This is a genomic window from Cohnella rhizosphaerae (assembly GCF_029525575.1).
Classification (GTDB): domain Bacteria; phylum Bacillota; class Bacilli; order Paenibacillales; family Paenibacillaceae; genus Cohnella; species Cohnella rhizosphaerae.
The window spans coordinates 728,649-747,835 of sequence record NZ_JAPDIA010000001.1 but is presented as its reverse complement, the minus strand read 5'-3'; the positions used below and the strand labels follow the sequence as shown (position 1 = coordinate 747,835).

Sequence of the window (19,187 nt, the reverse complement as noted above, 5' to 3'; positions counted from 1 at the left end):
TGATATATTATTCAAGTCGCCGCTGAGAGGCCGCCGAGCAAGAGGCCGATGAGCGAAGACGAGATTGCTCCTTGAAAACTGAACATCGAGCGTTAAAACAAACGGACGCTGAAGCCTTTCGGGGCTGAGGCAAAAGTTATACCAGCTTTATCATGAGCAAGTCGAACTACCCTTTATGGAGAGTTTGATCCTGGCTCAGGACGAACGCTGGCGGCGTGCCTAATACATGCAAGTCGAGCGGATCTCTGATGGAGCTTGCTCCTGAAGAGGTTAGCGGCGGACGGGTGAGTAACACGTAGGCAACCTGCCCTGAAGACCGGGATAACATTCGGAAACGAATGCTAAGACCGGATAGGCAGCGAGGCGGCATCGCCTTGCTGAGAAACACGGTGCAAGCTGTGGCTTTGGGATGGGCCTGCGGCGCATTAGCTAGTTGGTGGGGTAACGGCTCACCAAGGCGACGATGCGTAGCCGACCTGAGAGGGTGAACGGCCACACTGGGACTGAGACACGGCCCAGACTCCTACGGGAGGCAGCAGTAGGGAATCTTCCACAATGGGCGCAAGCCTGATGGAGCAACGCCGCGTGAGTGAGGAAGGCTTTCGGGTCGTAAAGCTCTGTTGCCAGGGAAGAATAAGGGCCAGTTAACTGCTGGTTCGATGACGGTACCTGAGAAGAAAGCCCCGGCTAACTACGTGCCAGCAGCCGCGGTAATACGTAGGGGGCAAGCGTTGTCCGGAATTATTGGGCGTAAAGCGCGCGCAGGCGGTCTTTTAAGTCTGGTGTCTAAGTGCGGGGCTCAACCCCGTGATGCACTGGAAACTGGGAGACTTGAGTGCAGAAGAGGAGAGCGGAATTCCACGTGTAGCGGTGAAATGCGTAGAGATGTGGAGGAACACCAGTGGCGAAGGCGGCTCTCTGGACTGTAACTGACGCTGAGGCGCGAAAGCGTGGGGAGCAAACAGGATTAGATACCCTGGTAGTCCACGCCGTAAACGATGAGTGCTAGGTGTTGGGGGGGGTCCACCCCTCGGTGCCGAAGTTAACACATTAAGCACTCCGCCTGGGGAGTACGGTCGCAAGACTGAAACTCAAAGGAATTGACGGGGACCCGCACAAGCAGTGGAGTATGTGGTTTAATTCGAAGCAACGCGAAGAACCTTACCAGGTCTTGACATCCCTCTGACCGGTCTAGAGATAGGCCTTTCCTTCGGGACAGAGGAGACAGGTGGTGCATGGTTGTCGTCAGCTCGTGTCGTGAGATGTTGGGTTAAGTCCCGCAACGAGCGCAACCCTTGGATTTAGTTGCCAGCACTTCGGGTGGGCACTCTAGATCGACTGCCGGTGACAAACCGGAGGAAGGCGGGGATGACGTCAAATCATCATGCCCCTTATGACCTGGGCTACACACGTACTACAATGGCCGGTACAACGGGCAGCGAAGTCGCGAGACGGAGCCAATCCTACCAAAGCCGGTCTCAGTTCGGATTGCAGGCTGCAACTCGCCTGCATGAAGTCGGAATTGCTAGTAATCGCGGATCAGCATGCCGCGGTGAATACGTTCCCGGGTCTTGTACACACCGCCCGTCACACCACGAGAGTTTACAACACCCGAAGCCGGTGGGGTAACCCGCAAGGGAGCCAGCCGTCGAAGGTGGGGTAGATGATTGGGGTGAAGTCGTAACAAGGTAGCCGTATCGGAAGGTGCGGCTGGATCACCTCCTTTCTAAGGAGCCCTTCGGGGCAATACGAAAGTCCGTGGCTTTAACGCTCGAGTTCAGTTTTGAAGGAGAAATCCTTCAGCAAGCTGGTCTTACGATCACTTGCTTGCACCTTGAAAACCGGATAGCGAAACGAAAATGCGCAAATTAGAAATTCTCTACAATGCCTTGTGTAGACTTTGCTGAGAGCGAAGAGATGTCGAATGGAACAGCCTTTCGAGGATCGGCCGGACTGCGCAAGCAGGTTGGCGGGTTGATCGGAGAACGCAGTGACATCGACAACTCGGAGCGTTAGGTTAAGCTATTAAGGGCGCACGGAGGATGCCTAGGCGCCAGGAGCCTAAGAAGGACGCGGCGAACAGCGAAATTGCCTCGGGGAGCCGTAAGCAGGCTTTGATCCGGGGATGTCCGAATGGGGAAACCCGGCTGGGGTCATGCCCAGTCATCCATGAGTGAATACATAGCTCATGAGAAGGCACACCCAGGGAACTGAAACATCTAAGTACCTGGAGGAGAAGAAAACAAGAGTGATTCCGTCAGTAGCGGCGAGCGAAAGCGGATTAGCCCAAACCTGAGAGCTTGCTCTCAGGGGTTGTGGGACGTCTCACATGGAGTTACAAAGGAGCAGGTTAGGCGAAGAGGTCTGGAAAGGCCCGGCATAGAGGGTAAAAGCCCCGTAGCCGAAAGTCTGCTCCCTCCGAGACGGATCCCGAGTACCGCGGGACACGAGAAACCCCGTGGGAATCCGGCAGGACCATCTGCCAAGGCTAAATACTCCCTGGCGACCGATAGTGAAGCAGTACCGTGAGGGAAAGGTGAAAAGCACCGCGGGAGCGGAGTGAAAAAAGAACCTGAAACCGTGCGCTTACAAGAAGTCAGAGCCCGATCTAGGGGTGATGGCGTGCCTTTTGTAGAATGAACCGGCGAGTTACGTTTACGTGCGAGGTTAAGCGGAGAGCGGAGCCGCAGCGAAAGCGAGTCTGAATAGGGCGCTTGAGTACGTAGTCGTAGACCCGAAACCGGGTGATCTACCCCTGTGCAGGGTGAAGGTGAGGTAACACTTACTGGAGGCCCGAACTCGTGAGCGTTGAAAAGCTCTGGGATGACGTGGGGGTAGGGGAGAAATTCCAATCGAACTCGGAGATAGCTGGTTCTCCCCCGAAATAGCTTTAGGGCTAGCCTCGAGATTTAGCATCATGGAGGTAGAGCACTGATTGGGTGCGGGGCCCGCCAAGGGTTACCAAGTCCAGTCAAACTCCGAATGCCATGGATGTATGCTCGGGAGTCAGACGGCGAGTGCTAAGATCCGTCGTCAAGAGGGAAAGAGCCCAGATCATCAGCTAAGGTCCCCAAGTGTGTGTTAAGTGGGAAAGGATGTGGAGTTGCGAAGACAACCAGGATGTTGGCTTAGAAGCAGCCACCATTTAAAGAGTGCGTAATAGCTCACTGGTCGAGTGACTCTGCGCCGAAAATGTAACGGGGCTAAACACACCACCGAAGCTATGGCTCGCGTTTCTTTTTTTTTGGGTTTTTTTTTTTTTGAGAAACGCTTGGGTAGGGGAGCGTTGAATGCGGGTAGAAGTCGGACCGAGAGGACCGGTGGACTGCATTCAAGTGAGAATGCCGGTATGAGTAACGAAAAGACAGGTGAGAATCCTGTCCGCCGAAAGCCTAAGGGTTCCTGAGGAAGGTTCGTCCGCTCAGGGTAAGTCGGGACCTAAGGCGAGGCCGAAAGGCGTAGTCGAAGGACAACAGGTTGAAATTCCTGTACCACCGTAATCCGTTACGAGCGATGGGGGGACGCAGGAGGGCAAGAACGCGAGCTGATGGAATAGCTCGTCCAAGCAGTAAGGGGTGCATGTAGGCAAATCCGCATGCTTTAACCTTGAGCTGTGATGGGGAGGGAAAATTACAGTACCGAAGGTTCCGTGCTCACGCTGCCGAGAAAAGCCTCTAGCCAGGAGAAGGTGCCCGTACCGCAAACCGACACAGGTAGGCGAGAAGAGAATTCTAAGGCGCGCGGAAGAACTCTCGTTAAGGAACTCGGCAAAATGACCCCGTAACTTCGGGAGAAGGGGTGCCTCGGTAGGGTGAATAGCCCGAGGGGGCCGCAGTGAATAGGCCCAAGCGACTGTTTAGCAAAAACACAGGTCTGTGCGAAGCCGTAAGGCGAAGTATACGGGCTGACGCCTGCCCGGTGCTGGAAGGTTAAGGGGAGCGGTTAGGGGCAACCCGAAGCTGTGAACCGAAGCCCCAGTAAACGGCGGCCGTAACTATAACGGTCCTAAGGTAGCGAAATTCCTTGTCAGGTAAATTCTGACCCGCACGAATGGCGTAACGACTTGGGCGCTGTCTCAACGAGAGATCCGGTGAAATTTTAGTACCTGTGAAGATGCAGGTTACCCGCGACGTGACGGAAAGACCCCATGGAGCTTTACTGTAGCTTGATATTGAACTTGGGTACGGTCTGTACAGGATAGGTGGGAGCCTAAGAAGTTGGAGCGCAAGCTTCAATGGAGGCGCCGTTGGGATACCACCCTGATCGTATCTAGGTTCTAACCTGTCACCGTGAATCCGGTGAAGGGACCGTGTCAGGCGGACAGTTTGACTGGGGCGGTCGCCTCCTAAAGCGTAACGGAGGCGCCCCAAGGTTCCCTCAGAATGGTTGGAAATCATTCGAAGAGTGCAAAGGCATAAGGGAGCTTGACTGCGAGACCTACAAGTCGAGCAGGGACGAAAGTCGGGCTTAGTGATCCGGTGGTACCGAATGGAAGGGCCATCGCTCAACGGATAAAAGCTACCCTGGGGATAACAGGCTTATCTCCCCCAAGAGTCCACATCGACGGGGAGGTTTGGCACCTCGATGTCGGCTCATCGCATCCTGGGGCTGAAGTAGGTCCCAAGGGTTGGGCTGTTCGCCCATTAAAGCGGTACGCGAGCTGGGTTCAGAACGTCGTGAGACAGTTCGGTCCCTATCTGTCGCGGGCGTAGGAAATTTGAGAGGGGCTGTCCTTAGTACGAGAGGACCGGGATGGACGCACCGCTGGTGTACCAGTTGTTCCGCCAGGAGCATCGCTGGGTAGCCAAGTGCGGGAGGGATAAGCGCTGAAAGCATCTAAGCGCGAAGCCCGCCTCAAGATGAGATTTCCCAGTATGTAAGACCCCTGGAAGAACACCAGGTTGATAGGCTCGGGGTGTAAGCATGGCAACATGTGTAGCTGACGAGTACTAATCGGTCGAGGGCTTATCCTACCGTTCCTTCCGAGGAACAAACGGCAAGCCGCACAGGCAAGAGCATTTCTAGCGCATCTTCGTTTCGCATCCGGTTTTCAGGGCGCAAGCTCTGTGAAGCTGCAAAGCTGGTTGGCTTATGCCAAACATGAGGTTAAGCCTGAACCGGCTACACCGTTTTGCGCGCTTCGCTGCGCAACAGGTCTGGTGATTATGGCGGAGGGGTCCCACGCGTACCCATCTCGAACACGACCGTTAAGCCCTCCAGCGCCAATGGTACTTGGACCGCAGGGTCCTGGGAGAGTCGGACGTCGCCAGGCCGGGATGCAGCACAATTTCATATATTCCCTGATAGCTCAGTTGGTAGAGCACTCGACTGTTAATCGAGTTGTCACAGGTTCGAGTCCTGTTCGGGGAGCCATCATGGAGAGATGTCCGAGTTTGGTCGAAGGAGCACGATTGGAAATCGTGTAGGCGTCACAAGCGTCTCGAGGGTTCGAATCCCTCTCTCTCCGCCAGTTACTTACTTACGTATGCGGCCCGTTGGTCAAGCGGTTAAGACACCTCCCTTTCACGGAGGTAACGGGGGGTTCGATTCCCCCCACGGGTCACCATCTTTATAAAGTCCGATTCAAAAATATTTTGATAAAGGGCTTGCATGAACAAGGCGATATCGGTTATGATATGAAACGTCGCCAAAATAGTAAGACTTGCTAACGACGCGGGGTGGAGCAGCCCGGTAGCTCGTCGGGCTCATAACCCGAAGGCCGCAGGTTCAAATCCTGCCCCCGCAACCAACTTTATCCCGGATTTGATCCGAGATCCCACATGGAGCTGTGGTGTAGAGGCCTAACATGCCTGCCTGTCACGCAGGAGACCGCGGGTTCGAATCCCGTCAGCTCCGCCATTTTCTTTCTCAACAGATTGCAAAATGGCTCGGTAGCTCAGTTGGTAGAGCAGAGGACTGAAAATCCTCGTGTCGGCGGTTCGATTCCGTCCCGAGCCACCATCTGAGTAATGCCTTATGGATATGCCGTTGTAGCTCAATTGGTAGAGCAACTGACTTGTAATCAGTAGGTTGGGGGGTTCAAGTCCTCTCGACGGCACCATTGTTTTACAGTCATGGAGGATTAGCGAAGTGGCCAAACGCGGCAGACTGTAAATCTGTTCCTTCGGGTTCGGTGGTTCAAATCCATCATCCTCCACCAGTTTTACCTTAACATTATAGGGGCATAGTTTAAAGGTAGAACAGCGGTCTCCAAAACCGTTAGTGTGGGTTCAATTCCTGCTGCCCCTGCCAATGAAACTTGGTAATATGGCGATCGTGGCGAAGTGGTTAACGCATCGGTTTGTGGATCCGACATTCGGGGGTTCAATTCCCCTCGATCGCCCCATCTTTACCTTTGGGGATTAGCCAAGCGGTAAGGCAACGGACTTTGACTCCGTCACTCCTAGGTTCGAATCCTAGATCCCCAGCCATTGTATGTGCGGAAATAGCTCAGTGGTAGAGCATCTCGTTGCCAACGAGAAGGTCGCGGGTTCGAATCCCGTTTTCCGCTCCATCTAAGTTTCTTGGCGCCATAGCCAAGTGGTAAGGCAGAGCTCTGCAAAAGCTCTACCCCCAGTTCGAGTCTGGGTGGCGCCTCCAACTTCATACTCGCGCCCTTAGCTCAGCTGGATAGAGCGTTAGACTACGAATCTAAAGGCCAGGAGTTCGAATCTCTTAGGGCGCGCCATTTTTTATTTATAGAAAATTTAATATGCCGGTGTGGCGGAATGGCAGACGCGGCGGACTCAAAATCCGCTTCTCGAGAGGGAGTGGGGGGTTCGAGTCCCTTCACCGGCACCATAACTACGAATTCAAGAAATTTTATTAATTTCTTGTTTTTTTTATTTTCATAGAAACCCTTAGAGCTGGAGAGGCGATCGCATTTGCGGAATTCTGTCTTATTGATCGGATCGGAGCGCACCCAGGCAGTTACATAAACGAAACAAAAGTGTTGGAGGCAGCCGGCGGCTGCCTCTTTTTCATGCTCGTTCAAAGCTAAGCAGGGAATCGATTCGATCTGTAGAAGCTTTATCACTGTGAAATAATCGAAGGAGCAGAAAGGAGTACGATTTAATATGGACAATGTCGCATTACCGCGCAGCGCACCGGAAGCGCAAGGAATCCGATCTGCCGATCTCCTTGCGTTCCTGGATCGCTTGGAAGACAGCGGCGAAATTCATACGTTCATGCTGCTACGTCGCGGAACGGTCATTGCAGAGGGCGGGTGGAAGCCGTATTCGCCCCAACGCCTTAGGCTGGCCAACTCGGTCAGCAAAAGTTTTACGTCGGCTTGCGTAGGCATCGCAGCGGACGAGGGACTTCTGACTGTCCGGGACAAAGTGCTCTCGTTTTTCCCCGAGTATGCGCCGGAGCGACCGGACGAGCGCCTCGCAGCCATGACGGTAGAGCACCTGCTCACGATGTCGAGCGGACACCAGACGGACACGTCGCCCGCCATGATGGCAGAGGAGGATTGGGTACGCGCCTTTCTGTCGCTGCCGGTCGAGCATACGCCCGGCTCGGTCTTCGTCTACAACAGCGGCGCCACGTATATGCTATCCGCTATCGTCCAGCGTTTAACGGGGCAGCCTTTGCTCGAATACGCAAGGACGCGATTGTTCGAGCCCCTTGGCATTCACGGCGTCACATGGGAGACCTGTCCGAAGGGGATAACGGTTGGTGGATGGGGACTAAGCGCGAACACGGAGCATTTTGCAAAACTGGGGCAGCTGTATCTTAATAAGGGAACCTGGCAAGGCCGCCGTATCCTATCCGAGCAGTGGATCGAAGCCTCTACCGGCAAACGCATAGAGAACGGCAGCGATCCGGATAGCGATTGGCACCAAGGCTATGGCTATCAGTTCTGGCAGTGCCGGTATGGAGCGTATCGGGGGGATGGCGCTTTCGGTCAATTCATCATCGTACTCCCCGAACAAGATACGGTACTTGCGATAACGAGCGGCGTCAACGATATGCAGTCCGTCATGCGTGCGATATGGGAGGGTTTGCTGCCGGCGCTGAATCAAGAAAAAGAAGCGATCGACCTTAGTGCCGGGACGAGTCAAGCGCTTGCAGACAGGCTGGCGTCGCTTCATATCGCCGTACCTTCCGATGTCTCCACCGGCAGGCGACGGGACGATTCTTCGGGCGTCCGTTATCGCTTGGAAGACAATCCTTTGGGTCTGACTGAAGTGGAGCTGCGCGAAGACGAGCAGGGTGGATGCGTCGTTTGGACGCAAATCGGGCAGGAGCGAATCTTGAACTATAGCTGCACGACATGGACGTTAAATGAATGGAAGACGCCGGACGGCGTCATAAAAATATCCGCCAGCGGCGGCTGGACGGATGAAAAAAACTTTTTGCTCGCCGTTCGGCCGATCGAGACCGCCTTCGTGCAGACGTATCGTTGCCGATTCGAAGGAGACACACTCATCATCAATTATAATTCCGAGTATGACTTGTTCGGCCCCAAGCAATTAACGCTCGAAGGCAAGGCAGTCACGGAAGTAAGCAGATAAGTCCCTACGCTGTTAAGTTAGTCACAGCACGGCAGGATGCCCCCGTCTATAATGAAGCGAAGAAGCCGGCGCAAGGGCGGGATCGCCGTCGTTCGGCAGCAGCTTAGGGGGCGGTTGCATGGATTATGTGAAGCCGGGACAAATGCTGGAAAGCCTGATTGCGATGGGAGAAGCGAAGGCGCAGTTACCCGTATCGCAAAAGCTCGTGAGGAGCGGAATGGCCGGCGCGATACTCGGATGCGCGACGACGCTAGCATATACCGCGTCCGTACAGACGAATATGCCGATCGCAGGCGCCATTCTGTTTCCGATCGGATTCGTGCTGATTTTGCTGTTGGGCCTGGAGCTCGTAACCGGCAGCTTCGCGGCGCTTCCCCCTGGCCGTACTTAAGAGACGAACGCGTCCGGGAAAAATGGTCTCCAGCTTCGGATGGGCGCTTCTCGGTCACTTGATCGGAGCAGGCCTGTACGCGGCATTCTATACGATGACCATTACGAAAATGGGCCACGATATGAGCAACCCGCTCGTGCAGGCGGTCATCGCTGCGGCGGAGGGCAAGACGATCGCCTATGTGCATATCGGCGCCGAGGGCTGGATGCTGGCCTTCGTCAAGGCGGCGCTCTGCAACTGGATGGTCGCGCTCGGCGCCGTCATGAGCCTGTCCTCCACTTCGACGATCGGCAAGATCGCGGCGATGTGGATGCCGGTGCTGCTGTTTTTCGGACAAGGCTTCGAGCACTTGATCGTCAACATGTTCCTTCTGCCAGCAGGACTCATGCTCGGGGCGAATTACTCGTTCGCGGACATGCTTCTGTGGAATTGGGTTCCCGTCCTGCTGGGCAACTTCGCGGGCGGTGCGATATTTACGGGGCTGCTGTTCTATCTGGCTCATCGGCAGAAGGCTGCGATCGCCGGCTGATGAGGGGTGTGGCGGCGATCGTGCGAAGATGAGGAACAACGATATCGCATGACGTCCGAATACGGAACAAGGGCCGGAATCCAAATTCCGGCCCTTTTATATGGAACCTGCTTCGGAACTTTGAAAGCTGGCCCGCATCAGCATCATTATGATGCGGCTGGCTTAAGCCGAGTTCGGTCGCAAGGCGGCTTTCCGTAATCTTAAGGCATTTGAATCGGGACAATTCAAACTTTACGTATGCACGTGGGGCGGCACCTTTTTCCCTTTTTCGCCGCGCTTGGGAGAACGCCAATTTTTAACTTTATGCCATGCGTTCGTGATGGAATGGGTATACTTTTTGCATTCCGGTTTGCTCTTGCCTTCCCGGTCGAAGGCGAGCGTCGCGTTAATCTCTCCGCCAAGCACGACGATGATGCTGCTGATGTACAGCCAGGTGAGCAGTACGATGACGCCGCCCAGACTGCCGTACGTTTTCGTATAGTTGGCGAAGTTGCTGACATAGAAAGCGAACAGGCCCGACGCGACGATCCAGCCGATCGTAGCCACGAGGGCGCCCGGGAGCACCTCTTTGAATTTCAAATGCCGGTTGGGTACGTACTTGTACATGGCCGTGAACACAAGCGCGATAATGACGATCGGGATGAGGAACTGAGCCACGGACCATACTTCGTCGAAGAAGTCGGGCAGCGCGAACGTCTTGAAAATCCACTCGCCGAGCCAACGTCCGAATACGAGCAAGGCCAGGCTGCTGACGATGACGAGCGTGAGGACGATCGTCACGACAAGCGACAAGCCCTTGACCTTCCAGAAGGGACGGGTCTCCGGCTCGTCGTAGGCTTTGTTCAGCGCCCTGATGATCGCATTGATGCCATTCGAGGCCGACCAAAGCGAACCGATGATCCCGAACGACAGCAGCGCGCCGCTGCGATTGTTTTGTACGTTTTGTATCCAATCTACGAGCACCTGGCTGTTGGACTGCGGCAGCACCTTGTGCAGGGCATCGAGCATGTCCCAGGTCGTGAACGGCGTGAAGCCGATCAAGGCGACGAGGAAGATCATAAAAGGGAATATCGCCAGAATTAAGTAATAGGTCAACTGGGCGCCCATCGCGGGCACTTCGTCGTCCTGAAAACGGCAGTATAAATTTTCGGCAAAGCGCAGCGTCTTTTTTTTCGCTTTTTTTGTCCATCTTCCTTTCCTCCTTGCCTCGGTAAAAGATCGACCGCCGCTCGCGCGGCGATCGAACGCAGCTTCGCAGCCGGCAACTGATCAGGAATTCTGTGCCAGCTTCACGAGCATATGCGCCAGTTTGTGGCGTTCTTCCTGATCGCCGACCTTCCACAACTCCTGCAGCAGGTTTTCCTCCGCGTTGCGGGGGATCTTCATGCTGGGCCAGATAGTCCGCGACCTTCTCCGCGACCTGCGCGAGCTGCTCTTCGGACAACCCGAGCGATTCGCCAAGCGCGATACGCTTGTTCAAATAGCTTTTAAACGATTCGAAGTTGCTGAGGATCTCGTCCTTTTTCGGAGCGTCCATTCTAGAGATCGTATCGCCCACCTTGGACGTGTCGATTCGCTCTTCTTTATCGATAATATGCGGGGTCTCGCTCATTCTGAATTCCTCCTTTAAAAGTTAATGTCATTGTGCGCCATCGATTGGACTTTCTATCCATGCCGACGACCCAAAGCCCTCTCCAGGGCGTCTGCCCGGACTACTTCCTATTGTCCATCTTGACCGCCGGTGAAACGGAAGTACAATGGGGAAATGGGAAAGGAGCGAGGAACGGATGAACGTAGCGGATGCCGAATGGCTGGAGCGGCACAGCCGGTTGCTCATGGACAGCTACCGGAAATTAACGGGAAAATCGTTGATCGAAACGGCAGCGGAGGGACGCGCGTCGGACGTTTTGTACGAAGCGCCGTTCGCGCTGCTGTCCCATGGGACCGAGGAAGATCCGGTGCTCAATTACGGCAATCGGACCGCGCAAACGTTATGGGAAATGGATTGGCAGACGTTTACCCGAATGCCCTCCAGATTGACGGCGGAGCCGATGCAGCGCGAGGTTCGGGAGGCTTTTATGGAGGACGTCAGACAAAAAGGATATTCGGACGGCTACGAAGGCGTGAGGGTATCGGGCGGCGGCGGCAGATTCCGAATCGAACGAGCCGTCGTGTGGAACCTGATCGACGAAAAAGGCGCTTATCGCGGCCAGGCGGCGATGTTTCCGAGCTGGACCTGGCTGTGAAAAAAAGGCTCTGCCCCAGTTGAGGAGCGGAGCCTTTAACTTTAATCATGAAGCGTCAGAGGGCGCTGCCGCCGAACAAAAAGCGCTTTTCCCAAGTCGTCCCTTCGATCGTATCGATCCGAACGCCGCCGCTATCTTTGGAGTACGTCTGCAGCAGCTTGCCGTCCCCCAAGTAAATCGCGACATGCGTGATTGCCGCATGCGACTTGGCCGCGTCGCCGTATGCCGAAGAAGAAGCGCCGCGGTAGGACATGAAGAACATCAAATCTCCCCCGCTTCAACGTCCGCCAATCGCCGGAAACGGAGCCTTTATTTTTGACGTAATCTCCCTGTCCCCGCGAATCCGAGGGCAGCTCGATTCCCGCCGCGCGGGAAAAAATCCATCTGACGAAGTCCGCGCAATCGAACGTCGCGTCCGTGCTCCGGTCGGAACCGTATTCGTAAGGCGTTCCTATATAACGCATGCCTTCCGCGATGATCTTTTCTACGTCGGATGAGGAAGCGGCCGAGCTGCCGGCGGACGCTGCGGACGTCGGGTTCTCGCCTTCGAAAGTCCAGGCGGAGCCGATGTCCGTCGCGTCGGCTGCGGAAGCGAAAGCAGCCGGCATAGACGTCCATATCGCAGAAGCCGCGAGCAGACCGGCCGACGTCGCCATCAAGCGTTTGCGCAACATCCAAACACCTCCCGTTCATGGTACAAATAACGCTAACATAGACGGTCGGCCAAAGGTACCCGCAAATGTTGGCACCTTGAGACCGTGCCGGCCCCCGACTGCAGTCCAGGGCCAATTCCGTGCGCGGGTCCGTTATCCGAAGGCGTCCGAACGTTTACAATGAGTTTGTGAGGTAAAGCAAACAGGAAACGACGCAAAGGGGTGAGACGAGTTGAAAAAGAACAGTGGTTGGGCAGTGGTGCTGATCGCGCTTGGCGTACTTCTTCTCTTCGGTAAGCTGGGTCATTTGGTCGGGTGGATCATCGGTCTGCTCATTCCGATCGCGATCATCGGTCTGGGCGTGATGGCATGGCGCAACGGGTACAGGCTGATCGGCATCGTCATCGGCATCATCGGCGGCTTCATGCTGCTGGGCAAGCTGTCGGTCGTGATCTTCTGGGTCGCGGCGATCGGGCTGATCGTGCTGGGAATATCGATGCTAAGCGGCAAAACGGGCCGCGCCCGCAGATGGTAAGCAAAGGAGGTTATCCATAACAATGAGCGTAGTCAAACGAGTGCGGGATATCACGATCGCAACGCTGAACGAAAGATTGGACAACGCGGAAGACCCGGTAAAATTGATCGATCAGTTTCTCTGGTCGACGCATCAGGAGATTTGTCAGTGCGAGGTGCTGCAGCGGCAATACGCCGCTCACACCGATCAGATGCACAAGCAGTTGAAGGACGCGCAGCTATGGGCGCAGCGCCGCGAAGAACAGGCGCTCACCGCGTTGAAGGCGGGCGAGGAGAACGCCGCGAAGCTGGCGCTCGCCGACAAGGTCGCCCACGAAGAGCGGGCGGAGCGCTATCAAGGCTTGTACGAGCAAAGCCGCGGCGAGCTGCTGGAGCTGGAGCAACTGCTTCAGGAGCTGCGGGACGAATATCGCAGCGTGTACGACCGCAGACAGTTTTACATCGCCCGCATGGAGTCGCTGAAGCTGCAGCAAAGGCTGAACGCCCGCTTCGCGCCGGGAAGCGCCGATCCTTCGCAGATGCTGCGCAAGGTGGACGACCGGCTGACGGACATGGAGCTGGAGACCAAGAGCCTCAGAGATTTGCGGCGCATGGGCCAGGAGCTCGTCTACCAGGCCGGCACGGTGGTCTCTCAAGCCGTGGACCGCGAGCTGCAAAATTTGAAGCGCAAGCTGGAACAAGGAGGAGGGTAAACGATGCGCAAGCTGTATAGATCGACCCGCGACCGCAAGCTGTTCGGGGTGTGCGCGGGACTCGCCGATTATCTCGGCGTGGACGCGACGCTGCTTCGAATCCTGCTGGTCATCGTGACCGTCTTCTCCGGCGGCACCGTGCTGTTCGTCTACATCATCGCCGGGTTCATCATTCCCCGCGATTCGGACTTCGGCGGCGGCAGCGCCTTCGGCGGTCCGCATGCCGGCCATGGCGGCTGGGCGCCCCCCTCCCCAGCACGGCGGCTGGACGCCTCCGCAACAACGTCCGCCGGCACCGCCCGCTTCCTCCTGGAACGCCGGCACCGGCGGCGCATGGCCCGGTCCCGGACCCGCCGCCCCGGCAGCCAGGCCCGCTCCGCAAACGGCCGCACCTTCCTCGCAGGCATCGTCGACGCTCGACGCGATGATGGAGGATATCGAAAAGAAGGCGCTCAAGAAGGAAATCGAAGAACTGAAAGCCCGCATCACCAAATTTGAACAACAATCGAAGGGAGAATAATACAATGGGCGTATTTCAACGAATGAAGGACATGACGAAGGCATCGGTGCACGAGCTGCTGGACAAACTGGAAGATCCGGTCGTAATGCTTAACCAGTATATTCGGGACATGGAAGTGGAGATTCGCGACGCCGAAGTGACGGTAGCGCGCCAGATGGCGGCCGAGCGCCGGCTGAAGCAGCGCCTCGACGAGGCGGTTCGCATCTCCGCGGAACGCATCGGCCAGGCCGAACAGGCGCTGCTCTCGGGCAACGAAGGCATCGCCCGCAAGCTGCTCGAGGAGAAGGTCTACTACGAAGGCCAGGCGAACAGCCTGCAAGAGCTGCACAGCCAAGCTAGCGCGCAGGTCGCGGAGCTGACCGGACAGCTGCACGAGATGAAGGAAGAGTTCTACAAGCTGCGCAACAAGCGCAACGAGCTGGCCGCCCGCGCCCAAATGGCCAAGGCGCGCAAGCAGCTGGCGCAAACGAGCCAGACGCACACGATCGAGAGCGGCAACGCTTCCCGCGGCTTCTACCGGATGGAGGAAAAGATCCTTCAGATGGAAGCCGAGGCCGATGTCGCCCGCCTGCCCGGCGCGCCTTTCGGCGGCGTATCCGTCGCGCCGTCCTCCGTCGATCCGGCCAAAGCCATGAAGGTCGACCAGGAGCTGGCCGCGCTTAAGAGCCGCATCGCGCCTCCGTCCGCGTCCGCCGAATAAGGAAGTCGACTGGCGGCATTCACGCCATAGGGAACATGTGGTATGCTAGCAAGGATGCTCGCCGAAGGCCATAACGGACGATCCCCGTCCGTTATGGCTTTATCCGCGATAATAAGGCAATAGGCCGCAGCGCAGACGATCGTACGGAGAGGAGGCGGCCGATATGAGAAACCTGAACTTGTCCAAAAAGTCGCTGGTATTCATCGCCGCCGGACTCTATCTGGCCGTCGGCGCCGCAGCGGGCTTCGCCACGATCAACGCGGCCATCCTGCTGTGGCTTGGCATCGAGCGCTACAGGCAGGACCGCAGCAGATTGTCGGTCGCTGTCATCGCCGTCAGCGCCATCGTGCTGGTCGTCAACCAGATCGGCCTCGTGCTCGCGATCGGTCTGATCCTCGCGGCGATCTATTATTTGCGGGTGAGGCCTTCCCCGGGCGTCGGGTACGTCAGCAGGCCAAAGCTGATACTTAACATGAGGCAGGATCGGCCCGGTTGGGTGCTTCGTTCGATGGGCTGTTGGCATCTGTACGGCGAGGTCAGGCTGGACCTGACCGGCGCGGTGCCCGAGGACAACGCGACGAACGTCGTCTTGCAAGGCATCGTCGGCGATATCGAGATCGTCGTCCCCGAGGACTACGGGGTTCTGGTCGAGGCGAACGTGCTGCTCGGCCAAGTGACGGTCGACGGTCAAGGCGACGGCGGCATGATGCGGCGCATGTCGTGGAGCTCGCCCGGCCTCGCGCGGCAGGATCAGCAGATCAGATTGCAATTCAACTATATCGTCGGCAACATTCGCATCAGGCCGATCTGAGGAGGAGCGCACAATGGTCTGGCGTCATATCGGCGAAGCTGTTCTGTTCTCCCTCGGGGTCGGCTTCGTCGTCATTTACCTGTTGGAAAGCCAGGGACTCGCGGCTCCGTTCGAGTCGTGGTCGACCGTCATCACCTTCGGCCTTACCGCAGTCGGCGTCCTCATCGTGGCGGGCGTCGGCTTCGGTCTGTTCAGAAGCCTGCCCACGCGCAGCCGCATCGAGCAGATGCGCCATACGCTGCTGCTGATGGAGCGGGGGGAGCCCGGTGCAGCCGCAGCCGAACATGGGCAAGGACGAGATCGGGCTGCTCGCCGAACAGCTCGTCCGTTTCAGCCGGAAGTGGGAAGAGCAAGTCGCCTCGCTTCAGCGGCTGTCGACCAACAATACCGAGCTTGCGGCCAAGGCGCGCATGAGCGCGGTCGTCGAGGAGCGGCAGCGGCTCGCCCGCGAGCTGCACGACGCTGTCAGCCAGCAGCTGTTCGCCATCTCCATGACGGCAACCGCCGTCGGGCGGACGATGGATCAGGACTTCGAGCGGGCGAGGCGGCAGATCGCCCTCATCGAGGAGATGTCGTCGGTCGCGCAGTCCGAGATGCGCGCGCTGCTGCTTCACCTGCGTCCCGTCCATCTGGAAGGCAAGCGGCTGTCGCAGGCGGTGCCGGAGCTGGTGAAGGAGATGCAGGCCAAAGTCGATATCGATATCTCGCTGGATATGGACGAGGACCTGCCGTTGAACAAAGGCATCGAGAACCATCTGTTCCGCATGGTGCAGGAAGCATTGTCCAACACGCTGCGGCATGCCCGGGCGAACAAGATGGATATCGCCTTACATAGACGGGGAGACACCGTCAGGCTGGCGATCCGGGACGACGGCGTCGGCTTCGATCTGCAGGAGAAGAAGCACGCTTCGTACGGGATCGTCAGCATGGAAGAACGGGTGAACGAGCTGGGCGGTTCCCTGAATATTGCCAGCGCGCCGGGCAAGGGCACGCGCATCGAGATCCGGGTGCCGATCATGACGGAAGAGAGAGGGTGGGAAGATGACGGAGCAACAGCCGATCAAAGTGCTGCTGGTCGATGATCACGAGATGGTGAGAATCGGACTGGCCGCCGTGCTGGGGACCGAGGAAGGCATCGAAGTCGTAGGGGAAGCGGGCAACGGTCAAGACGGACTGCGGCTCGCAAAAGCGTACGATCCGGACGTCGTGCTGATGGACCTGGTCATGGAAGGCATGGACGGCATCGAGACCACGCGCCGTCTGCTCGAGCAGCAGCCGGAATGCCGCGTCATCGTGCTGACGAGTTTTCTCGACGACGAGAAGATGTACCCGGTCATCGAAGCGGGCGCGTTCAGCTATTTGCTCAAGACATCGAGGGCGAGCGAGATCGCGGACGCGATCCGGGCCGCCGCGCGCGGCCAATCGGTACTCGAGTCGCAGGTCGCCTCCAAGATGATGAACCGGTTCAGGCGCCCGGCGCAGACCGAGGCGCAGCCGCACGAGGAGCTGACGGAGCGGGAGATGGAAGTGCTGCAGCTGATCGCGCAGGGCAAGTCCAATCAAGAGATCGCGGACGAGCTGTTCATCGGGATCAAGACGGTCAAGTACCATCTGACCAACATGTTCAGCAAGCTCGGCGTTGAAGACCGTACCCAAGCGGCGATCTACGCGCACCGCAACGGGTTGGCCGAATAACCCGGCGCTTTGAACGAAAAAGCAGCCGCATGAGCGCTTCGCCGCGCCGCATGCGGTTTTTTTATGCCCGAATGCGAGTTTACGCCCGGTTGTTCGACCGTTATCGACAATTTTTTATTTTCTGACGGTAAATATTACCTTCCGTTAACGAATCGAGATTACAATAGGTAAGAAGCAGGTTGTCAGTGGAGGCGGCTACCATGAGTAAATGGGTAAAAAGTCTGCTGAATCCGGCATGCATCAGGACGATCGCCGGTGGTTCCCGTGAAGCGCGCGTCGGCATGCTGGCAGCGCGGCTTGGGCCCGGCAGTGCGGCTTGGCCGAGAAAAAAACTGAAGCAATGGATGGACAGCCGCTCTCAGATCCTGTGGGGCTGGCAGGGCGAGCGTCTGCTTCTGCTCGCCTTACGTCTGCCGGAGGACGAACGACGCCGGCAGACGGTCCGAACCGAGCTTGAGGCGCAGCTACGCGGCATCGTCGAAGAAGGCGCTGCCGCCGCGGCCGCCGCGGCCGCGATCGGCTTCGGATTGTTTCTTCTGCGTTCGAGGCCGCAGGGGCAAAACGCCGAGCAGCTGCTGATGGAGGGCATGCTTGAAGCTGGCGCGCTCGCTTGCCAGGCGCTGGACAAAGCCAACGTCAGCGTTCCCGAAACGGCTGCGAAGCCGATCAAAAAGACCGCGGATGCCAAATCGACGGGGCCCTGGTCGGAGGGCGAACCGGGACTGACGGTCGGCCGCCTGGCGACGGCCATGGCGGCGATGCCGCCGGAGACCCCGGTCTCGGCCGCCGCCGAGTGGTTCGAGCAGCAGCCCGATACGCACAGCATCGTCGTGGAGATCGCCGGCGAGCCGCGCGGCCTGATCACGCGGGACAGGCTGAACCGGATGCTGGCGTCCAAGTTCGGCATGCCCCTCTATTGGAACCGGACCATCGACAAGATCATGGAGAACGCGCCGCTCGTCGCGGATGCGGACATGCAGGTGGAAGCCGTCGCCAGGCTGGCCATGGACCGGCCGGATTCGCAGCTGTACGACACGGTCATCGTGACCGAACAGGGCAAGTATGTCGGCGGCGTCACCGTGAAGGCGCTGCTTGAATCGTTCGCGTCGCTGCAAGCCGAAGCGGCTCGCCGCGTCAACCCGCTGACGGGATTGCCCGGCGGGGATATCATTCGCCGGGAGATCGAAGCCCGCATTAAAATGCGAAAGCCGTTCAGCGTATATTACGCGGACCTGGATTATTTTAAATGGTTTAACGACAGCTACGGCTATAGCGCCGGAGACGACATGATCCGATATACGGCATCGGTGCTAGGCAACGTTCTGAGCCAGGAAGACGGGGCCGATCATTTCCTTGGACATATCGGGGGGAGACGACTTTATCTCGATCAGCGACCTCCCCCGATCCCGAGGCTCGCTGCCGCACCTTCATCGACCGGTTCCATGCCGGCGTCGATCCGATGTACGGTACTGCCCGGCCGACGAAGGTCGTGGACAGACACGGCGTCGCAATCGAGCAGCCCGGCGTGACGCTGTCGATCGCGGTCATCCGCTGGGACGGCTCGGGGATCATCAGCCACGAGGAATTGTCGAGATTGGCGGCGGCATGCAAGAAAAAAGCCAAAGAACTGCCGGGAAGCGCTTATGCCATCGCCGAGGCATTCGCTGCATCAGTCGAGGAACGGGCATAAGACGGCTGGAGGAGGAGACACGATGGCGTTGGGAACTTATCCGGGGCCGGGCATATCCAGGGTAGCGGATAGAGAGGCGGCCCTGCTTTATTTCTATTGGAGCGGCGCAGGGGGGAAGCGCGGCTTCCCTGATCGAAGCCAGGTGGAAAAAGAGAGCGGAGGAGCTTCTTGAAGAAAGCTTTTCCGAACCGGCCAGGCCGTATGCTG

General features: G+C 57.5%; 17 protein-coding genes, 15 tRNA genes, 3 rRNA genes and 2 pseudogenes. 32 read left to right on the top strand and 5 right to left on the bottom strand.

Annotation, left to right across the window (positions count from 1 at the left end):
* The first annotated feature begins 172 nt into the window (after window positions 1-172).
* The 21 genes from OMP40_RS03600 to OMP40_RS03500 all read left to right on the top strand — a co-directional run bounded on the left by OMP40_RS03600 (window position 173) and on the right by OMP40_RS03500 (window position 9,439).
* Window positions 173-1,726 (top strand): 16S ribosomal RNA (locus tag OMP40_RS03600).
* A gap of 289 nt (window positions 1,727-2,015) precedes the next feature.
* Window positions 2,016-4,973 (top strand): 23S ribosomal RNA (locus OMP40_RS03595).
* A gap of 182 nt (window positions 4,974-5,155) precedes the next feature.
* Window positions 5,156-5,272: ribosomal RNA gene (rrf, locus tag OMP40_RS03590) — 5S ribosomal RNA — on the top strand.
* Together the 16S, 23S and 5S rRNA genes with 15 tRNA genes alongside form the textbook arrangement of a ribosomal RNA operon.
* Before the next feature lie 25 nt (window positions 5,273-5,297).
* A tRNA-Asn gene (locus OMP40_RS03585) sits at window positions 5,298-5,373 on the top strand.
* 4 nt (window positions 5,374-5,377) lie between these two features.
* Window positions 5,378-5,470, top strand: a tRNA-Ser gene (locus OMP40_RS03580).
* Between the two features lie 19 nt (window positions 5,471-5,489).
* Window positions 5,490-5,566: transfer RNA gene (locus tag OMP40_RS03575), tRNA-Glu, on the top strand.
* Window positions 5,567-5,672: 106 nt separating this feature from the next.
* Window positions 5,673-5,749, top strand: a tRNA-Met gene (locus tag OMP40_RS03570).
* A gap of 33 nt (window positions 5,750-5,782) precedes the next feature.
* Window positions 5,783-5,859: transfer RNA gene (locus OMP40_RS03565), tRNA-Asp, on the top strand.
* A gap of 26 nt (window positions 5,860-5,885) precedes the next feature.
* Window positions 5,886-5,961 (top strand) — tRNA-Phe (locus tag OMP40_RS03560).
* A gap of 23 nt (window positions 5,962-5,984) precedes the next feature.
* Window positions 5,985-6,061 (top strand) — tRNA-Thr (locus OMP40_RS03555).
* Window positions 6,062-6,076: 15 nt separating this feature from the next.
* Window positions 6,077-6,160: transfer RNA gene (locus tag OMP40_RS03550), tRNA-Tyr, on the top strand.
* A gap of 18 nt (window positions 6,161-6,178) precedes the next feature.
* Window positions 6,179-6,252: transfer RNA gene (locus OMP40_RS03545), tRNA-Trp, on the top strand.
* An 18-nt stretch (window positions 6,253-6,270) separates the two neighbouring features.
* A tRNA-His gene (locus OMP40_RS03540) sits at window positions 6,271-6,346 on the top strand.
* 10 nt (window positions 6,347-6,356) lie between these two features.
* A tRNA-Gln gene (locus tag OMP40_RS03535) sits at window positions 6,357-6,431 on the top strand.
* Between the two features lie 8 nt (window positions 6,432-6,439).
* Window positions 6,440-6,514: transfer RNA gene (locus tag OMP40_RS03530), tRNA-Gly, on the top strand.
* A 12-nt stretch (window positions 6,515-6,526) separates the two neighbouring features.
* Window positions 6,527-6,600: transfer RNA gene (locus tag OMP40_RS03525), tRNA-Cys, on the top strand.
* An 11-nt stretch (window positions 6,601-6,611) separates the two neighbouring features.
* Window positions 6,612-6,688 (top strand) — tRNA-Arg (locus OMP40_RS03520).
* A gap of 26 nt (window positions 6,689-6,714) precedes the next feature.
* Window positions 6,715-6,801: transfer RNA gene (locus tag OMP40_RS03515), tRNA-Leu, on the top strand.
* Between the two features lie 275 nt (window positions 6,802-7,076).
* Window positions 7,077-8,519 carry a serine hydrolase domain-containing protein gene (locus OMP40_RS03510; protein ID WP_277529142.1) on the top strand — a complete coding sequence of 481 codons (1,443 nt, stop codon included), beginning with the start codon at window positions 7,077-7,079 and terminating at the stop codon, window positions 8,517-8,519.
* 118 nt (window positions 8,520-8,637) lie between these two features.
* Complete coding sequence (locus OMP40_RS03505) at window positions 8,638-8,910, top strand: formate/nitrite transporter family protein (protein WP_277529141.1); 273 nt, start codon at window positions 8,638-8,640, stop codon at window positions 8,908-8,910.
* Window positions 8,911-8,932: 22 nt separating this feature from the next.
* The gene (locus OMP40_RS03500; protein WP_277529140.1) at window positions 8,933-9,439 is read left to right on the top strand and encodes a formate/nitrite transporter family protein; all 507 of its coding nucleotides are present in this window, start codon (window positions 8,933-8,935) and stop codon (window positions 9,437-9,439) included.
* A gap of 231 nt (window positions 9,440-9,670) precedes the next feature.
* On the opposite strand, the gene OMP40_RS03495 is transcribed toward OMP40_RS03500, so the two are convergent.
* Both OMP40_RS03495 and OMP40_RS03490 read right to left on the bottom strand, forming a co-directional pair.
* Window positions 9,671-10,600: a YihY/virulence factor BrkB family protein gene (locus tag OMP40_RS03495; protein WP_277529239.1), complete on the bottom strand. Its 930-nt coding sequence runs from the start codon at window positions 10,598-10,600 to the stop codon at window positions 9,671-9,673.
* Between the two features lie 108 nt (window positions 10,601-10,708).
* Window positions 10,709-11,051, bottom strand: a pseudogene (locus tag OMP40_RS03490) (DUF3243 family protein).
* A 175-nt stretch (window positions 11,052-11,226) separates the two neighbouring features.
* On the opposite strand from OMP40_RS03490, the gene OMP40_RS03485 reads away from it, so the two are divergent.
* The gene (locus OMP40_RS03485) at window positions 11,227-11,685 is read left to right on the top strand and encodes an MEKHLA domain-containing protein (protein ID WP_277529139.1); all 459 of its coding nucleotides are present in this window, start codon (window positions 11,227-11,229) and stop codon (window positions 11,683-11,685) included.
* Between the two features lie 55 nt (window positions 11,686-11,740).
* On the opposite strand, the gene OMP40_RS03480 is transcribed toward OMP40_RS03485, so the two are convergent.
* Together OMP40_RS03480 and OMP40_RS03475 are read right to left on the bottom strand one after the other, a co-directional pair.
* Window positions 11,741-11,947, bottom strand: a complete 207-nt coding sequence (locus OMP40_RS03480) for an NlpC/P60 family protein (RefSeq protein WP_277529137.1) — start codon at window positions 11,945-11,947, stop codon at window positions 11,741-11,743.
* Window positions 11,948-12,053: 106 nt separating this feature from the next.
* Window positions 12,054-12,149, bottom strand: a pseudogene (locus OMP40_RS03475) (hypothetical protein); the annotation flags it as partial.
* A 421-nt stretch (window positions 12,150-12,570) separates the two neighbouring features.
* Between OMP40_RS03475 and OMP40_RS03470 the strand changes: the two are divergent.
* From OMP40_RS03470 to liaF, 5 genes are all read left to right on the top strand, one after another.
* Window positions 12,571-12,873, top strand: coding sequence for a hypothetical protein (locus OMP40_RS03470; RefSeq protein WP_277529135.1), 303 nt, complete (start codon window positions 12,571-12,573; stop codon window positions 12,871-12,873).
* Window positions 12,874-12,895: 22 nt separating this feature from the next.
* Window positions 12,896-13,564: a PspA/IM30 family protein gene (locus OMP40_RS03465; RefSeq protein WP_277529133.1), complete on the top strand. Its 669-nt coding sequence runs from the start codon at window positions 12,896-12,898 to the stop codon at window positions 13,562-13,564.
* A 3-nt stretch (window positions 13,565-13,567) separates the two neighbouring features.
* A complete protein-coding gene (locus OMP40_RS03460; protein ID WP_277529131.1) occupies window positions 13,568-14,062 on the top strand; it encodes a PspC domain-containing protein in 495 nt (164 codons plus the stop codon).
* Between the two features lie 26 nt (window positions 14,063-14,088).
* On the top strand, window positions 14,089-14,784 hold the full coding sequence (locus OMP40_RS03455; protein WP_277529129.1) for a PspA/IM30 family protein: 696 nt from the start codon (window positions 14,089-14,091) through the stop codon (window positions 14,782-14,784).
* 163 nt (window positions 14,785-14,947) lie between these two features.
* Entirely contained in the window at window positions 14,948-15,595 is a 648-nt protein-coding gene (liaF, locus tag OMP40_RS03450) for a cell wall-active antibiotics response protein LiaF (protein ID WP_277529128.1), read from the top strand.
* On the opposite strand, the gene OMP40_RS03445 is transcribed toward liaF, so the two are convergent.
* Window positions 15,582-15,830, bottom strand: a complete 249-nt coding sequence (locus tag OMP40_RS03445; protein ID WP_277529126.1) for a hypothetical protein — start codon at window positions 15,828-15,830, stop codon at window positions 15,582-15,584. The two genes, liaF and OMP40_RS03445, sit on opposite strands and share 14 nt — an antisense overlap.
* A 31-nt stretch (window positions 15,831-15,861) precedes the next feature.
* Here OMP40_RS03445 and OMP40_RS03440 point away from each other — a divergent pair, with 31 nt between their 5' ends.
* The 5 genes from OMP40_RS03440 (at window position 15,862) to OMP40_RS03420 (ending at window position 19,152) form a co-directional block, all read left to right on the top strand.
* Window positions 15,862-16,677, top strand: a complete 816-nt coding sequence (locus tag OMP40_RS03440; protein ID WP_277529123.1) for a sensor histidine kinase — start codon at window positions 15,862-15,864, stop codon at window positions 16,675-16,677.
* Window positions 16,637-17,290 carry a response regulator gene (locus tag OMP40_RS03435; protein ID WP_277529121.1) on the top strand — a complete coding sequence of 218 codons (654 nt, stop codon included), beginning with the start codon at window positions 16,637-16,639 and terminating at the stop codon, window positions 17,288-17,290. The genes OMP40_RS03440 and OMP40_RS03435 overlap by 41 nt, the downstream gene beginning before the upstream one ends.
* A 200-nt stretch (window positions 17,291-17,490) precedes the next feature.
* Window positions 17,491-18,819, top strand: a complete 1,329-nt coding sequence (locus OMP40_RS03430; RefSeq protein WP_277529117.1) for a diguanylate cyclase domain-containing protein — start codon at window positions 17,491-17,493, stop codon at window positions 18,817-18,819.
* Complete coding sequence (locus tag OMP40_RS03425) at window positions 18,816-18,980, top strand: hypothetical protein (RefSeq protein WP_277529114.1); 165 nt, start codon at window positions 18,816-18,818, stop codon at window positions 18,978-18,980. Before OMP40_RS03430 ends, OMP40_RS03425 begins: the two co-directional genes overlap by 4 nt.
* Before the next feature lie 22 nt (window positions 18,981-19,002).
* Window positions 19,003-19,152, top strand: coding sequence for a hypothetical protein (locus tag OMP40_RS03420; protein WP_277529112.1), 150 nt, complete (start codon window positions 19,003-19,005; stop codon window positions 19,150-19,152).
* Window positions 19,153-19,187 lie beyond the last annotated feature (35 nt).

What these genes read in the sequence shown, in the direction of transcription:
- OMP40_RS03435 (WP_277529121.1), top strand. Translation starts at nt 16,637, where the DNA reads ATGACGGAGCAACAGCCGATCAAAGTGCTGCTGGTCGATGATCACGAG.
- OMP40_RS03420 (WP_277529112.1), top strand. Translation starts at nt 19,003, where the DNA reads ATGGCGTTGGGAACTTATCCGGGGCCGGGCATATCCAGGGTAGCGGAT.
- OMP40_RS03460 (WP_277529131.1), top strand. Translation starts at nt 13,568, where the DNA reads ATGCGCAAGCTGTATAGATCGACCCGCGACCGCAAGCTGTTCGGGGTG.
- OMP40_RS03480 (WP_277529137.1), bottom strand. Translation starts at nt 11,947, where the DNA reads ATGTTCTTCATGTCCTACCGCGGCGCTTCTTCTTCGGCATACGGCGAC.
- OMP40_RS03455 (WP_277529129.1), top strand. Translation starts at nt 14,089, where the DNA reads ATGGGCGTATTTCAACGAATGAAGGACATGACGAAGGCATCGGTGCAC.
- OMP40_RS03485 (WP_277529139.1), top strand. Translation starts at nt 11,227, where the DNA reads ATGAACGTAGCGGATGCCGAATGGCTGGAGCGGCACAGCCGGTTGCTC.
- liaF (WP_277529128.1), top strand. Translation starts at nt 14,948, where the DNA reads ATGAGAAACCTGAACTTGTCCAAAAAGTCGCTGGTATTCATCGCCGCC.
- OMP40_RS03510 (WP_277529142.1), top strand. Translation starts at nt 7,077, where the DNA reads ATGGACAATGTCGCATTACCGCGCAGCGCACCGGAAGCGCAAGGAATC.
- OMP40_RS03445 (WP_277529126.1), bottom strand. Translation starts at nt 15,830, where the DNA reads ATGGCGCATCTGCTCGATGCGGCTGCGCGTGGGCAGGCTTCTGAACAG.
- OMP40_RS03505 (WP_277529141.1), top strand. Translation starts at nt 8,638, where the DNA reads ATGGATTATGTGAAGCCGGGACAAATGCTGGAAAGCCTGATTGCGATG.
- OMP40_RS03500 (WP_277529140.1), top strand. Translation starts at nt 8,933, where the DNA reads ATGGTCTCCAGCTTCGGATGGGCGCTTCTCGGTCACTTGATCGGAGCA.
- OMP40_RS03465 (WP_277529133.1), top strand. Translation starts at nt 12,896, where the DNA reads ATGAGCGTAGTCAAACGAGTGCGGGATATCACGATCGCAACGCTGAAC.
- OMP40_RS03430 (WP_277529117.1), top strand. Translation starts at nt 17,491, where the DNA reads ATGAGTAAATGGGTAAAAAGTCTGCTGAATCCGGCATGCATCAGGACG.